This window comes from Methylorubrum zatmanii, from assembly GCF_014845115.1.
GTDB classification, from domain to species: domain Bacteria; phylum Pseudomonadota; class Alphaproteobacteria; order Rhizobiales; family Beijerinckiaceae; genus Methylobacterium; species Methylobacterium zatmanii.
In genome coordinates, this window is the sequence record NZ_NKUI01000015.1 from 1 (window position 1) to 13,250 (window position 13,250).

Annotated in this window: 13 protein-coding genes; 7 read left to right on the forward strand and 6 right to left on the reverse strand. The window is 68.1% G+C overall.

Translation table 11 applies throughout. The features are described from left to right. The 4 genes from MZTS_RS02225 to MZTS_RS02240 all read left to right on the forward strand — a co-directional run. Positions 1-607, forward strand: a 607-nt coding sequence (locus MZTS_RS02225) for a PRC-barrel domain-containing protein (protein ID WP_192281027.1), incomplete at its 5' end; no start/stop codon positions are given. Beyond that, positions 604-1,968 (forward strand): MFS transporter, encoded by a 1,365-nt coding sequence (locus MZTS_RS02230; protein WP_192281029.1) that lies wholly within the window; start codon positions 604-606, stop codon positions 1,966-1,968. The genes MZTS_RS02225 and MZTS_RS02230, both read left to right, overlap by 4 nt. 279 nt (positions 1,969-2,247) lie before the next feature. After that, positions 2,248-4,014, forward strand: a complete 1,767-nt coding sequence (locus MZTS_RS02235) for an ABC transporter ATP-binding protein (protein ID WP_192281032.1) — start codon at positions 2,248-2,250, stop codon at positions 4,012-4,014. 144 nt (positions 4,015-4,158) lie between these two features. Beyond that, a complete protein-coding gene (locus tag MZTS_RS02240; RefSeq protein ID WP_192281034.1) occupies positions 4,159-5,199 on the forward strand; it encodes a beta-eliminating lyase-related protein in 1,041 nt (346 codons plus the stop codon). A gap of 16 nt (positions 5,200-5,215) precedes the next feature. Here the strand turns inward: MZTS_RS02240 and MZTS_RS02245 are convergent, their stop codons facing one another. Beyond that, on the reverse strand, positions 5,216-5,404 hold the full coding sequence (locus MZTS_RS02245) for a hypothetical protein (protein ID WP_009863641.1): 189 nt from the start codon (positions 5,402-5,404) through the stop codon (positions 5,216-5,218). A 278-nt stretch (positions 5,405-5,682) separates the two neighbouring features. On the opposite strand from MZTS_RS02245, the gene parE reads away from it, so the two are divergent. Further along, the gene (gene parE / locus MZTS_RS02250) at positions 5,683-7,740 is read left to right on the forward strand and encodes a DNA topoisomerase IV subunit B (protein WP_192281036.1); all 2,058 of its coding nucleotides are present in this window, start codon (positions 5,683-5,685) and stop codon (positions 7,738-7,740) included. Positions 7,741-7,885: 145 nt separating this feature from the next. Here parE and MZTS_RS02255 read toward each other — a convergent pair whose 3' ends face one another. The 3 genes from MZTS_RS02255 to MZTS_RS02265 form a co-directional block, all read right to left on the reverse strand. Further along, complete coding sequence (locus MZTS_RS02255; RefSeq protein WP_192281038.1) at positions 7,886-8,161, reverse strand: HEPN domain-containing protein; 276 nt, start codon at positions 8,159-8,161, stop codon at positions 7,886-7,888. After that, positions 8,158-8,481, reverse strand: a complete 324-nt coding sequence (locus MZTS_RS02260; RefSeq protein ID WP_009862012.1) for a nucleotidyltransferase domain-containing protein — start codon at positions 8,479-8,481, stop codon at positions 8,158-8,160. Before MZTS_RS02260 ends, MZTS_RS02255 begins: the two co-directional genes overlap by 4 nt. A gap of 98 nt (positions 8,482-8,579) precedes the next feature. After that, on the reverse strand, positions 8,580-9,560 hold the full coding sequence (locus MZTS_RS02265; protein WP_192281041.1) for an SPFH domain-containing protein: 981 nt from the start codon (positions 9,558-9,560) through the stop codon (positions 8,580-8,582). Between the two features lie 151 nt (positions 9,561-9,711). On the opposite strand from MZTS_RS02265, the gene MZTS_RS02270 reads away from it, so the two are divergent. Beyond that, entirely contained in the window at positions 9,712-11,007 is a 1,296-nt protein-coding gene (locus tag MZTS_RS02270) for an LLM class flavin-dependent oxidoreductase (protein WP_210329075.1), read from the forward strand. Between the two features lie 40 nt (positions 11,008-11,047). On the opposite strand, the gene MZTS_RS02275 is transcribed toward MZTS_RS02270, so the two are convergent. After that, complete coding sequence (locus MZTS_RS02275; RefSeq protein ID WP_192281047.1) at positions 11,048-11,371, reverse strand: hypothetical protein; 324 nt, start codon at positions 11,369-11,371, stop codon at positions 11,048-11,050. Between the two features lie 161 nt (positions 11,372-11,532). Next, the gene (locus MZTS_RS02280; protein WP_192281049.1) at positions 11,533-11,772 is read right to left on the reverse strand and encodes a hypothetical protein; all 240 of its coding nucleotides are present in this window, start codon (positions 11,770-11,772) and stop codon (positions 11,533-11,535) included. A gap of 201 nt (positions 11,773-11,973) precedes the next feature. Between MZTS_RS02280 and MZTS_RS02285 the strand changes: the two genes are divergently transcribed. Continuing rightward, positions 11,974-13,250 (forward strand): FAD-dependent oxidoreductase (locus MZTS_RS02285; RefSeq protein WP_192281051.1); only part of this gene is annotated, 1,277 nt, incomplete at its 3' end.

A 13,250-nucleotide genomic window follows, 5' to 3' on the forward strand; every position in this document is an offset into this window, starting at 1 on the left:
CCTTTTCGCCACGGCGGCCATGGCCGCGGACGGTGCGCCGGGCGCGTCCGGCGATGCCGCGCCTCCCCCCGTAGCGGCGACGCCACCGGCCGCTGCCCCCGCGGTGCCCTCCGCGCCGGCGCCCTCCCCCACGGCGGCGCCGGCCCCATCGGTGCCCTCGCAAGGAGGAGGCACCCCGGCGGTGGTGCTCGATACCCAGGATTACGAGAGCCTGCTCGGCAAGAGCGTGCGCGCCATGAACGGTGACGACCTCGGCCGCATCATCGACGTCATCGTCGATCGCGACGGGCGCCCGCGCGCCGCGGTGATCGATTTCGGCGGCTTCCTCGGCGTCGGTTCCCGCAAGATCGCCGTGGATTGGCGCGTCCTGAAATTCACCAGCGACGGCAAGGTCGGCCGGCTGACGCTTCAACTCAACCGCAATCAGGTCCGCGTCTCGCCCGAATACAAATCCGGCGAGCCCATCGTCGTGCTCGGCGCCACCAGCCCCGGCTCGGCCTCCGGCCAGCCGGCGGAGGGCGAAGCCTCCGCTGCCGCTGCCGACAAGGCCGCCGCTCCGTCCGACAAGGCCCCTGACCGGCCGCAGGAGAAGACGCCGGACAAATGACGGCATCCCCGGTGACGGAGAGGCGCGCATATCCGGCGCGCGAGCGCGACATCCATCGAGCCGACCCCCGCGACCGGGTCGGCCCCCGTCCCGACCGCCGGCCGGGTCGGCCGAGCGACCACGCGCCCGGATCGGCCGGTCCGGTCGGTCCGTCGCGCCGGGCGACCCACGGCCTCGACGCCTTCACCTTCTTCATCGCCAACCTGCAGACCGGCTTCGGGCCGTTCCTCGCCGTCTACTTCACCCAGCAGAAGTGGACGCAATCGGATATCGGGCTGGCCCTCACCGTCGGCAGCCTCGTCAGCCTGCTCGGGCAGATGCCCGGCGGCGCCTTCGTCGACGCCTCCCGCTCGAAGCGCTTCGCCGCCGGCTTCTCGGCCTTCTGGGTCGGAGCGAGCGCGGTGATGCTGGCCGCTTGGCCCACCTATCTCGTCGTGATGCTCGCCATGGCGATCCACTCGGCGGCGAGCTGCGTGCTGACGCCGGCCATCGCGGCGATCTCCATCGGCCTCGTCGGCCATGCCCGGGCCGGCGAACGGCTCGGGCGCAATGCCAGCTTCTCGGCCATCGGCAACGCCCTCGGCGCCGCCGGCATGGGCGCGATCGGCTATTACTTCTCGAACGACGCGGTGTTCTATCTCGCCGGTCTCCTGGTGATTCCGGCCCTGATGTCCCTGTCCTTCATCCCGTCCGGCCGCGCCGCCGGTCCGGGACGGAGCGCCAGGGCCCCGGTCGCGCGCGAGGTGGAGGAGCGCGAGGCCGGGGGCTTCGCGGTACTCCTCAAGAACCGGGCCCTGCTGTGCTTCGCCGCCTGCATGGTGCTGTTCTTCCTTGCCAACGCGGCGATGCTGCCTCTCGTCGGCAGCGTCATGACGCTGCGTGCCAGTGAGACCGCCACGGCGCTGGTGGCCGCCTGCATCATGGTGCCCCAGGCGGTGCTGGCGCTCACCGCGCCCTTCGTCGGCCGTCTCGCCCAGAGCTGGGGCCGCAAGCCGCTCCTCGTCATCGGCTTCGCGGCTCTGCCCATCCGCGGCCTGCTCTTCGCCTTCGTCAACGACCCCTATCTGATGGTCGCGATCCAGGTCTTCGACGGCATCTCCGCCTCCGTCCTCGGGGTCATGGTTCCGCTGATCGTCTCCGACGTGACCCGGGGAACCGGCCGCTTCAACACCGCCCTCGGGGCGGTCGGGACCGGGATGGGGATCGGCGCCGCCCTCTCCACGGCCCTGGCCGGCTATATGGCCGACGCCCTCGGCAGCCACACCGCCTTCCTCGGCCTCGCCCTGGTGGGGGCCGCCGGCTTCGTCCTCGTCCTGCTCATCATGCCGGAAACGCGCCGGTCGGACCGGGACGAGGCGTGATCCCGGCGCAGGCGATGCGCCAGAGGCCTGCGGTGAAGGAACAATCCGTCGGATGAGGCCCGATGCCAGCCTTGACCTACGCCGGTCAAAGCGGTTGGAGTCGCGCTGCGCCGCAGCTTCGCTCAAGTCCGGTTCAGCTTGTCCGCCTTACTCTGCGGAATGCTGGGCGCGCTTGAAACATAAGGCGACGCTTCGCGTTGCCGTTTACGGGGGCTGTGTGCTCCCTCCAGCCACAATCGGCGCCCAGCGGGTCTGATCGAATCGGGACTGACGATCGCGATGGAAGATCTCTGCCAATACGCCAACAAACCGGGGGCCTTTGTCGGGCGCTATCTCAAGCGCCGGATCATCCCGCACCTCGTCATCCTGTTCTCGGTGCTCGGTGCCGTGACCTTCTCGGTCTCGACCGACTATGCCCTGAAAGGGGTGGTCGATGCCCTCGGCAAGGGGCCGGGCGCGGGGCAGGTCTGGTCGGCACTCGCGCTGCTCATCGCCTTCATCGCCGCCGACAACATGCTCTGGCGCGTCGCCGCGCTGGTGGGTGCCTTCACCTTCGTCGGCGTGACGGGCGACATTCGCCGCGACCTGTTCCGCCACATGACGGGTCACGCCCCGTCCTTCTTCGCCGACCGGCAACCGGGTACGCTCGCCTCGCGCATCACCGCGACCTCGAACGCGATCTTCACCGTCGAAAACATGTTCACGTTCAACGTGATGCCGCCCTGCGTGGCGGCCACGTTGTCGATCATCTACATCGGCACCGTGAACCTGACGATGGCGCTGGTGCTCGCCGGCATCTTCGCCGCCGTCGTGCTGTTGATGTTCAAGATGGCCTCGGCCGGCAAGCCGCTGCACCACGACTTCGCCGCCAAGGCCGCGAGCGTCGATGGCGAGATGGTGGATCTCGTCGGCAACATGCCGCTGGTGCGCGCCTTCTCCGCCTTCAAGCGTGAGTTCGTGCGCTTCGACGGCACCATCGGCACCGAGATGAAGGCGCGCCGCTCCTCGCTGCTCTATCTCGAGAAGCTGCGCATCACCCACGCCATCCTCACCGTGATCTCGATCCTCGGCCTGCTCTACTGGTCGATCAAGATGTGGGAGGCCGGGCAAGCCACCACCGGTCAGGTGGTGCTGGTCTGCACGCTGGGCATCCGCATCCTGGCGGCGACCCGCGACCTCGCCGTCGCCCTCGTCGACGCGACCCAGCACACGGCCCGTCTGTCGGAGGCGCTGCACACGCTGCTACAGCCGCATGAGCTGGTCGATCACCCGGAGGCGGAGACGCTGGTGGGCCAGACCGGCGCCGAGATGCATTTCGACCACGTCGCCTTCAGCTATCCCGACGGGCGCACGGTCTTCTCCGATTTCGACCTGCTGATCCCGGCGGGGCAGACGGTGGGCCTCGTCGGCAAATCCGGCGGCGGCAAGTCGACCCTGTTCTCGCTGATCCAGCGCTTCTACGAGGTGCAGGGCGGGCGCATCCTCATCAACGGGCAGGACATCACCCGCGTCACCCAGGAATCCCTGCGCGAGGCGATCACGGTGGTGCCGCAGGACGTGTCGATGTTCCATCGCTCCCTGCGCGAGAACATCCGCTACGGCCGGCCGGATGCGACCGACGAGGAGGTGTGGAAGGCGGCCGAGGCCGCGCACTGCACCGACTTCATCCAGGCCTTGCCGGAAGGGTTCGACACCATCGTCGGCGACCGCGGCGTGAAGCTCTCCGGCGGCCAGCGCCAGCGCATCGCCATTGCCCGCGCGATCCTGAAGGATTCGCCGATCCTGCTCCTCGACGAGGCCACCTCGGCCCTCGACGCGGAATCCGAGGAGGCGATCCGCGCCGCGCTCGCCAACCTGATGAAGGGCCGCACGGTGATCGCCATCGCTCACCGGCTCTCGACGCTGAAGGATTTCGACCGGATCGTCGTGCTCGAAGGCGGCCGCATCATCCAGGACGGTTCGCCGGAGAAGCTCACCCATCTCGACGGCTTCTACCGCGAGCTGATGAAGAAGGAATCGATGTCGATGGCGCTCGCGGCGGCCTGAGGCTGCCGCAGGGCAGCCCCACATCCGGGAGGTTGCGAAAAGGTAGGGGTGGTCCCTACTTTGAGAGCCGTGATCGTGATGAGGCCGGACGGCTCACCAGTCGTCCGGCCTCTTTCCTTTTCCGGAACGAGGCTGAAGGGCGCCGTGGCCGAGCAGCAATTCGCCAGTGACAACTACGCCGGGATCTGCCCCGAGGCGCTCGACGCGATGCGAGCGGCCAATGCCGGCCACGCTCCCGCCTACGGCGCCGATTCCTGGACGCAGGCTGCCGCCGATGGCTTTCGGCGGTTGTTCGAGACGGAGTGCGAGGTCTTCTTCGTCTTCAACGGTACGGCGGCCAATTCGCTGGCGCTCGCCTCGCTCTGTCACTCCTACCACAGCGTGATCTGCGCCGACTCGGCCCATGTCGAGACCGATGAATGCGGTGCGCCGGAATTCTTCTCCAACGGCTCGAAGCTGCTCACCGCCGCGACGGAGGACGGCAAGCTGACGCCGGAGATCGTGCGGGCGATCGCGGGCAAGCGCAGCGACATCCACTTCCCCAAGCCGAGGGCTGTGACCCTCACGCAATCGACCGAGACCGGCCGGGTCTACACGCCGGACGAGGTCGCGGCTGTGTCGGCGGTCTGCCGCGCCTCGGGCCTGCGCCTGCACATGGACGGAGCGCGCTTCGCCAATGCCTGCGCCTCCCTCGGCGGAACGCCGGCGGAGCTGACATGGAAGGCGGGCGTCGATGTGCTGTGCTTCGGCGGCACCAAGAATGGCATGGCGGTCGGCGAGGCGGTGATCTTCTTCGACCGCGCCCTGGCGGAGGATTTCGATTACCGCTGCAAGCAGGCGGGCCAACTCGCCTCGAAGATGCGCTTCCTCGCGGCCCCCTGGGTCGGCATGTTGGAAAGCGGCGCTTGGCTCGGCAATGCCCGCCACGCCAATGCCTGTGCCCGCCGTCTGGTGGACGCCATTGCCGATGTGCCGGGCGTGTCCCTCGCGGCGCCGGTCGAGGCCAACGGGGTGTTCCTGAACCTGCCTGCCCCGCTTCAGGAGCGGCTTCGGGCCCGTGGCTGGCAGTTCTACGGATTCATCGGCGGCGCGGCCCGCTTCATGTTCGCCTGGGATTCCGACCCGGCGCGGGTCGATGCCCTGGCGCGCGACATCCGCCTCTGCGCGATGCCCGCGGCGGCTTGATACTTCGCAGGTCGGATCAGACGAGATAGGTGATGGTGGCGGCGAGCGCCGTGGCGACGGTGGCGATGGCCAAACCCGACGAGGACAGGAGCAGGGAGGAGCGGGAAAGAACCGGCCCCTGTTCTTCCGCGTAGCCAAAAACCTCGCCGGCAGCCTGTTCCAGGCGCGTGAGGGAGGTGTGACGCGCTTCGGCGGCAGGGGTCATCGGCGTGGCTCCCTTATGGTCAAGCTGACCTTGAGAAGATAACGAGCGGTCGCCAGTGCTTGTTCCCGGCAGCCACTCTTTAACCATCCGCCCGCATCACTGAGGGGGCGCCGGGCCGCCCATCCAGGCGCCGTCACGGTTCCGGACGAGGCCGGCCGCGTGCGATGCTGCGACCGGCAGAAGCAGACGGGACTCTTTTTGTTTCCTGTTTGTTCCTATACAACGAGGGTATGAAGAGCCATGCAACCCGTCTCCGACCCGATTCGAGGAGCCGTCGCGTGAGCGATCCGGCACGCGACCTGTTCGGGCCCGGTGCCAAGCCTCCGGCAGAGGCCGAGCGCCGTCGCCGTCTGACGCCCGTGGCGGCGCCGCAGCCGGCCCCCGCGCCGGAGACGGCGGAGGCCGGTTACGATGCCTCGGCCATCGAGGTGCTGGAGGGGCTGGAGCCGGTGCGGCGCCGGCCGGGCATGTATATCGGCGGCACCGACGAACGGGCGCTGCATCACCTCTTCGCCGAGGTGATCGACAATTCGATGGACGAAGCGGTCGCGGGTCACGCGAGCTTCATCGAGGTCGAGCTGGAGGAAACGGGCTGCCTCGTCGTCACCGACAACGGCCGCGGTATCCCGGTCGATCCTCACCCAAAATTTCCGGGCAAGTCCGCGCTCGAGGTCATCATGACCACGCTGCACGCGGGCGGTAAGTTCGACTCGAAGGTCTACGAGACCTCCGGCGGCCTGCACGGCGTCGGCATCTCCGTCGTCAACGCTCTGTCGGATGTGCTGGAAGTCGAGGTTGCTCGCAACCAGACCCTCTACCGCCAGACCTTTTCGCGGGGCCATGCTCAGGGTGGGCTGGAGACCGTCGGCCGGGTGCAGAACCGCCGCGGCACACGGGTGCGCTTCCATCCCGACGCACAGATCTTCGGCTCGCTGAAATTCGATCCGCGCCGCCTGTTCAAGATGGCCCGCTCCAAGGCCTATCTGTTCGGCGGCGTCGAGATCCGCTGGCGCTGTGCCCCTGCCCTGCTCGAAGGGCTGGAGGATGTGCCCGCCGAGGCGGTTCACCGATTCCCCGGCGGCCTGTCCGATTATCTCGCCCGCGATATCGAGGGGAAGGAACTCGTCCTCGACTCGATCTTCTCGGGCAAGGTGACGAAGCCGGGCTCGCACGGCTCGCTCGAATGGGCCGTGGCCTGGACCGTCGCCGACGATGGCGTCTCGCATTCCTACTGCAACACGATCCCGACTCCTGAGGGCGGCACCCACGAATCGGGCTTGCGCGTCGCTCTGCTCCGGGGCCTGCGCGAACATGCCGAGCGGGTGAACCAAGCCAAGCGCATGACGGCGGTCACCACCGACGACGTGATGGCGACCTGCGCCTCCATGCTCTCGGTCTTCATCCGCGAGCCGGAATTCCAGGGCCAGACCAAGGACAAGCTCGCCACGGTCGAAGCGTCCCGCATCGTCGAGACGGCGGTGCGCGATGCCTTCGACCATTGGCTCGCGGCCTCGCCCGCCCAGGCCAACAAGCTTCTCGATTGGGTGATCGACCGGGCCGAGGAGCGCCTGCGCCGCCGCCAGGAGAAGGAGGTCGCCCGCAAGAGCGCCACCCGCAAGCTGCGCCTGCCGGGCAAGCTCGCCGATTGCTCCGCCGCCGGCACGGCGGGCTCGGAGATCTTCATCGTCGAGGGCGACTCGGCCGGCGGCTCCGCCAAGCAGGCGCGGGATCGCGCGACCCAGGCCGTCCTGCCGTTGCGGGGAAAGATCCTGAACGTCGCCTCCGCCAGCCGCGACAAGCTCGGCGCCAACCAGCTCATTTCCGACCTGACGCTGGCCCTCGGCTGCGGCACGGGCGCCAATTTCCGCGAGGGGGACCTGCGCTACGACAAGGTCATCATCATGACCGACGCGGACGTGGACGGCGCCCACATCGCCTCGCTGCTGATCACCTTCTTCTACCGGCAGATGCCGAAGCTGATCGACAAGGGGCATCTCTATCTGGCGATCCCGCCGCTCTACCGGATCAGCCAGGGTGCCAAATCGGCCTATGCCCGCGACGACGCGGACAAGGAGCGGATCATCAAGACCGTGTTCAAGAACGGCAAGGTCGAGATCGGCCGCTTCAAGGGCCTCGGCGAGATGATGCCGGCGCAGTTGAAGGAGACGACGATGGATCCGAGGAAGCGCACCCTGCTGCGCGTCGCGGTCCTCGACGAAGCGCGGGAATCCACGGGCGACACGGTGGAGCGCCTGATGGGCAACAAGCCCGAGGCGCGGTTCGCCTTCATCACGGAGCGGGCGGCCTTCGCGGACGGGGCGGAACTGGATATCTGATGCGCTGGCGGCCTCTGGCTCGCTCAAGGGCCGTCAGCTTCGTCAATCAACACGCGCACACGCTTCAAAAATGCGTCTGCGGCATCGATCACGGATGCTGCTTCAGCTTCCGTGACAGAAGCCGATTGGCCGATGCCGTAATCGCTTAATTCTTTGTATTTGTAGGCCGGGCCAGGAACGTGAGCAGTCCTCGATCTTCAATGACTGAGTCTTTGACAAGCTGAGCCAACGCTGCGCGAAGACCGGTATGCGTCTTGGCGATCCGGCCGCTTCGCGCCAACAGGAGCGCTTCGGCCGAATGAAATGCGACGTAGTAGGCATGACGTGCGGCCACTTTCGGCAACGGTAGCGTCAGGATCTTACGAGCATCTGCCCAGTCCTCGGCAGCCTTGCTTAGACAGGCTTCGATCTCCGGGCTCATAGGTCGATGCCGTCGCGACGCAGTTCCTGCATCCAAGCCGTTTGTTCGCCGTAAGCACTCGCCGGCAGCGGCAGGGCGTTCAGAACCGCTCCGGTCTTGGTCAAAAGGTCGGTCTCGATCTCGGCAAGAACCTGCGCTTCATGATCGAAGCTGTGCAGGTCGTTGAGAAACAGGCCGATATCGTAATCGGAATCGGGGCGCGCATCGCCTCGGGCCCGCGAGCCGAACAGCACGATGCGCGCAATCCGACTGCCATAGGTCTTGTCTAGGGCGGAGCGGAATTGGGCCAGGACCCGATCTTCGGTCAGGCGCGACGCCATGCTGATCCTCTCGAAGCCGGAAACAGCATGCCGTCATCCGCAAAGGCCGTCGAGATTGGAATTCGTGCTTCCCGCACTCGGCCATGGCGGTTGACGGTTCACTCCCGCGTCCCCACGCTCACCACCGGTGTCGCCTCCCGGTCCCCTACGATCATGATGAGCATGTTCTGCGCCATGCTCGCCCGGCCCGGGTCGTCGAAGGCGATGCCGGGATGGCCGTCCTCGGGGCGCTCCAGCCTCGCGATGGTGTCGCGCACGATGCCGACCGCCCCTTCCACGATCTGGCGGCGGGCGGCGATGATGGCGCCGGCCTGCTGGCGCTTGAGCATGGCGCCGGCGATCTCCGGCGCGTAGGCCAGATGGGTCAGGCGCACGTCCTCGACGACGACGCCCGCCACCGCCACCCGCTGGCCCAGTTCCGCGATCAGGTCGGCATGGATCGCCTCCCGGTCGGCCCGCAGCGAGGCGACGCGGGTGGCCCTTTCCGCGAGCCGGCGCTTGGCGTCGCCCGCTTCGTGTCCGAGATTTTCCGCCTCATCGTGGTCGTAAGGCCGGGTCGAGGCGATGTTGCGCAGAGCCGCCTCCGCCTGAAGCGAGACGAAGTCGCGATAGCTGCCGACATCGAAGGTCGCCCGCGCCGCGTCCTGCACCCGCCAGATCGCGGCCGCCGCGATGGTGATCGGATTGCCCATCAGGTCGTTGACGGTGATGATCTTGGTTTCCTGCGCCTCGGTGGCGAGGGAGACCTTGGCGACGGCGGTGAGCGGGTTGCGCCACCAGAAGCCGTCCCGGGCGATGGTGCCGTGATAGCGACCGAACAGGGTGAGCACGGCGGCCTGCCGCGGCTTGAGGGTGATGAGCCCGGCGAGCAGCACGATGCCGGCAATGGTCGCCACGGCCGCCACGAGCAGGAACGGAGCCCCGATCCCGCCACGCCCCAGGACGAGCACGCCGCCGCCCAGGAAGGCCAAGGCTCCGAGGCCAAGGCAGGGAATGGCGAGGAGGAGCGCCCACCAGCCGTTGAGGGCGCGATAGGGCACGTCCTGCGTGATGCTGGCTCCGCCCGTCGTTCCGGTCATGGTCTTGCCCCGCTGGCATCCGCTCCCGTCGAGTCTTACGAACGATGGGCGCACGATCCTAGGGCCGTCAGGCCCGTCGAACCGCACGACCCGTGACCGCTGGAGGATTGTCGTGAGCGAAGGCCGGAAAAAGCTTCATCTCGGCGCCTTCATGCGCCCCATCGGCATCCATACCGCGTGGTGGCGTTATCCCGGCGGCTTCCCGGATGCGAACTTCAACCTCGACCATCTCGTGCGCTTCGCCAAGACGCTGGAGGCGGCCAAGTTCGACGCCTTCTTCATGGCCGACCATCTGGCGCTGATGAACATGCCGATGGAGGCGCTGAAGCGCTCGGCCACCGTGACCTCGTTCGACCCGCTGACCCTGCTGCCGGCGCTCGCCATGGTGACGGAGCGGATCGGGCTGATCGCCACCGCCTCCACCACCTATAACGAGCCCTATCATGTGGCCCGCAAGTTCGCCTCGCTCGACCATCTCTCGCGGGGCCGCGCCGGCTGGAATCTTGTCACCTCCGGCAATCCCGACGAAGCGCTGAATTTCGGCCGCGACGCGCATCTCGATCACGCCACGCGTTACGCCCGCGCCCGCGAATTCTTCGAGGTGGTGACCGGCCTGTGGGATTCCTGGGCCGACGACGCCTTCCTGCGCGATGTCGAGCAGGGGCTGTTCTTCGACCCCGACAAGCTGCACACCCTGAACCACAAGGGCGAGTTCCTGAAGGTGAAGGGGCCGCTCAACGTGGCCCGGCCGGTCCAGGGCTGGCCGGTGATCGTCCAGGCCGGCGCTTCGGATGCCGGTCGCCAGATCGCGGCGGAGACCGCCGAGATGGTGTTCGGTTCGGCCTCCTCCCTGGAGGCGGGCCAAGCCTTCTACGCCGATGTGAAGGGGCGGATGGAGGCGGCGGGCCGCGCCCGCGACGCTCTCAAGATCCTGCCCGGCGCCTTCGTGGTGGTCGGCGGAACGGAGGCCGAGGCGCAGGAGAAGAAGGCGCGGCTCGACGCCCTGGTCCCAGTCGAGAGCGGGCTTGCCAACCTCTCGGTCCGGCTCGGCACCGATGCCTCCGGCTTCGACCTCGACGCGCCCCTGCCCGACATCCCCGAATCCAATGCCAGCAAGAGCGGGCAGGCCCAGATCGTGGCCTATGCCCGCCGAACCGGCGCCAGCGTGCGCGACCTCGCCCGCCGGGTCGGCGGCTATGGCGGGCTCACCTTCGTCGGCACGCCGGAGCAGATCGCCGACCGGATGCAGGACTGGCTGGAGGGGGAAGCCTGCGACGGCTTCAACGTCATGTTCCCCTTCGTCCCCGAAGGACTCGACGACTTTTGCGACGGCGTGGTGCCCGAGCTGCAGCGGCGCGGCCTGTTCCGAACGGAATACGAGGGCACGACGCTGCGCGACCATCTCGGATTGAAGCGGCCGGGAAACCGGTTTTTCGCGGAGCCGTGACCGTCCGCCGAACCGGAGCACCGGTCCGGCGGAGATCGTGCTACCGCCGGCTGGTGAGGCCGTAAAGCGCGAAGCCCGCCAGGGCGGCGAGGCCCAGGGTCAGCAGGCTGTGGGTGCCGAGCGTGTCGGCGGCGGCCCAGCCGGTGCTCTTGGCCTTCTCCACCAGGGCGCGGCCCTTCAGGATGCGTGCCGCCCGTTGCCGGTTGGCCTCCTGGGTCGGCAGATGGACGACGAAGATGTCGCCGTCCCGCTCGATGTCGATGCTGTTGCGGGCAAAGCCCGCCCGCACCAGGCGCTCCTTGGCGGCGCGGGCGGCGGAATGGCTCGAAAAGTCGGCTTCGACGCCAACGGTGTCCTGAGACATGTCTCCTCCTCGACGGGTGCGATGGGAGTGCCTCACGAAACGCCCGGATCCCGCGTCCCTTCGAGCGGAGCGGGGCGGCGGACGTTGCGTGAGTGGCACTCAGCGGGAGGAGCAATCCAGCCCCGCCCGTCGCGGTTCCGCCGATCGGTAGCCGGCAGGGCTCAGGCCGCTTCCGCGGCGCAGGCGTCGATCCGCACGGCGCCGTCGGCCGTCAGGGAGCAGATGACTTCGGTGCCGTCGTCCAGCGCGAAGGCATGGAACAGGCGCCGCTCCAGTTCTTCCAAGCCTTCGCCCGGAAGCTCGGCGATTTCATCGCGTGTCCGCTCTTCGAGAACTGGAAGAACACCGCTTCTCTCGGCGATTTCCTGCGCGGATTGCGTCAGAACGATCTCGAAAGACATTGTCGCCTCCCTACAACGACCTCGGCTACGACCTTGTCCGATCTGCGGGAAGACAGGCTCCCCTTGCGACTTTTTTGGGGCAGCCTGTTCACCGAGCAAAAACCGGAAGACCGATCAACGACTTGCGATCCGCTGCAACCTCACTGCCGGTTCCGACTTGTCACCTGGAACGGTTCGAAACAGGCGCGGGGACATCGCGGGATGGCGGTCGGCGAGATCAGGATCGGGATCGGGGACATCCCCCTCGGCGGCATGGCCGAGGGCAAGGACGGAGAGACCAGCGTCCTGTTCGTGCGCGACGCGGCGGGCATCCGGGCCTTCCAGCCGAAATGCCCGCATTACGGCGCGCCGCTCGCCAAGGGGGTGCTGTGCGGTCAGCGCCTCTACTGCCCCTGGCACAAGGCCGCCTTCTCCATCGGCGACGGCGCCCTGCTCGAGCCACCCGCCTTGGAGGGCCTGAAGCGCTACCCCGTCCGCATCGAGGGCGAGGAGGCGGTGGCACGGCTGGAGCCGGTCGAGGCCGAGACGCCGGAGCGCTCTTCCGCAATCAGGCATCTCGTCGTCGTCGGCACCGGCGCGGCGGCGGTCGCCGCCGTCACCACCCTGCGTCGCGAGGGTTTTTCGGGCGAGATCACCATGATCGGCCGCGAGGCCCATCCGCCCTATGATCGGACGATGCTGTCCAAGACCTTCCTGGCCAAGCCGACCCCGCCGGAGAAGGCCCTGCTGGAGCAGGATTTCTACGCCGCCCACGCCGTCGATGCGGTGCGGGGCAGCGCGACCCGCATCGATCCGGCCGGCCGCAGCGTCACGTTGGAGGACGGCCGCACGATCAGCGGCGATGCCCTGCTGATCGCCACCGGCAGCCGCGCCGTGCTGCCTGACTTTCCCGGTGCCGATCTCGACGGGGTCGTGACCCTGCGCAGCCTCGACGATGCGGTGGTGCTGAGCGAGCGCGCGCAGAAGGCCGCACGGATCGTGGTGGTCGGGGGCGGCTTCATCGGTCTGGAGGCTGCCGCCTTCCTGACCAAGCGCGGCCGCGCCGTCACCGTGCTGGCACGGGAGGAATGGCCCCTCGCCAAACGCTTCGGCGAGGCGGTGGCGAGGGGGCTCAAGCGCTTCCACGAGGGCAAGGGTGTCGGCTTCCGTCAGGGTGAGGTCGGGCGCATCGTCGGCGACGGGACCGTCGCGGGGATCGAACTGAAGGACGGCGGGCGTCTCGACGCCGATCTCGTGCTGATCGGTGCCGGGGCGGCGCCCGAGTCCGGCATGATCGACGGCGTCGAGCCCCGCGAGGATGGCGGTCTTGCCGTGGGATCGGATCTCGCCCTGGCGCCGCAGGTCTGGATCGCGGGCGATATCGCTGCCTTCCCCGAACATGGCAGCGGCAGCCGCGCCCGCATCGAGCATTGGCGCCTCGCCCAACAGCACGGGATGCACGTCGCCCGTGCCATCCTCGGCGAGGCGAAGCCGTTCCG

What these genes read in the sequence shown, in the direction of transcription:
- MZTS_RS02230 (WP_192281029.1), top strand. Translation starts at nt 604, where the DNA reads ATGACGGCATCCCCGGTGACGGAGAGGCGCGCATATCCGGCGCGCGAG.
- MZTS_RS02235 (WP_192281032.1), top strand. Translation starts at nt 2,248, where the DNA reads ATGGAAGATCTCTGCCAATACGCCAACAAACCGGGGGCCTTTGTCGGG.
- MZTS_RS02245 (WP_009863641.1), bottom strand. Translation starts at nt 5,404, where the DNA reads ATGACCCCTGCCGCCGAAGCGCGTCACACCTCCCTCACGCGCCTGGAA.
- MZTS_RS02255 (WP_192281038.1), bottom strand. Translation starts at nt 8,161, where the DNA reads ATGAGCCCGGAGATCGAAGCCTGTCTAAGCAAGGCTGCCGAGGACTGG.
- MZTS_RS02260 (WP_009862012.1), bottom strand. Translation starts at nt 8,481, where the DNA reads ATGGCGTCGCGCCTGACCGAAGATCGGGTCCTGGCCCAATTCCGCTCC.
- MZTS_RS02265 (WP_192281041.1), bottom strand. Translation starts at nt 9,560, where the DNA reads ATGACCGGAACGACGGGCGGAGCCAGCATCACGCAGGACGTGCCCTAT.
- MZTS_RS02270 (WP_210329075.1), top strand. Translation starts at nt 9,712, where the DNA reads ATGCGCCCCATCGGCATCCATACCGCGTGGTGGCGTTATCCCGGCGGC.
- MZTS_RS02275 (WP_192281047.1), bottom strand. Translation starts at nt 11,371, where the DNA reads ATGTCTCAGGACACCGTTGGCGTCGAAGCCGACTTTTCGAGCCATTCC.
- MZTS_RS02280 (WP_192281049.1), bottom strand. Translation starts at nt 11,772, where the DNA reads ATGTCTTTCGAGATCGTTCTGACGCAATCCGCGCAGGAAATCGCCGAG.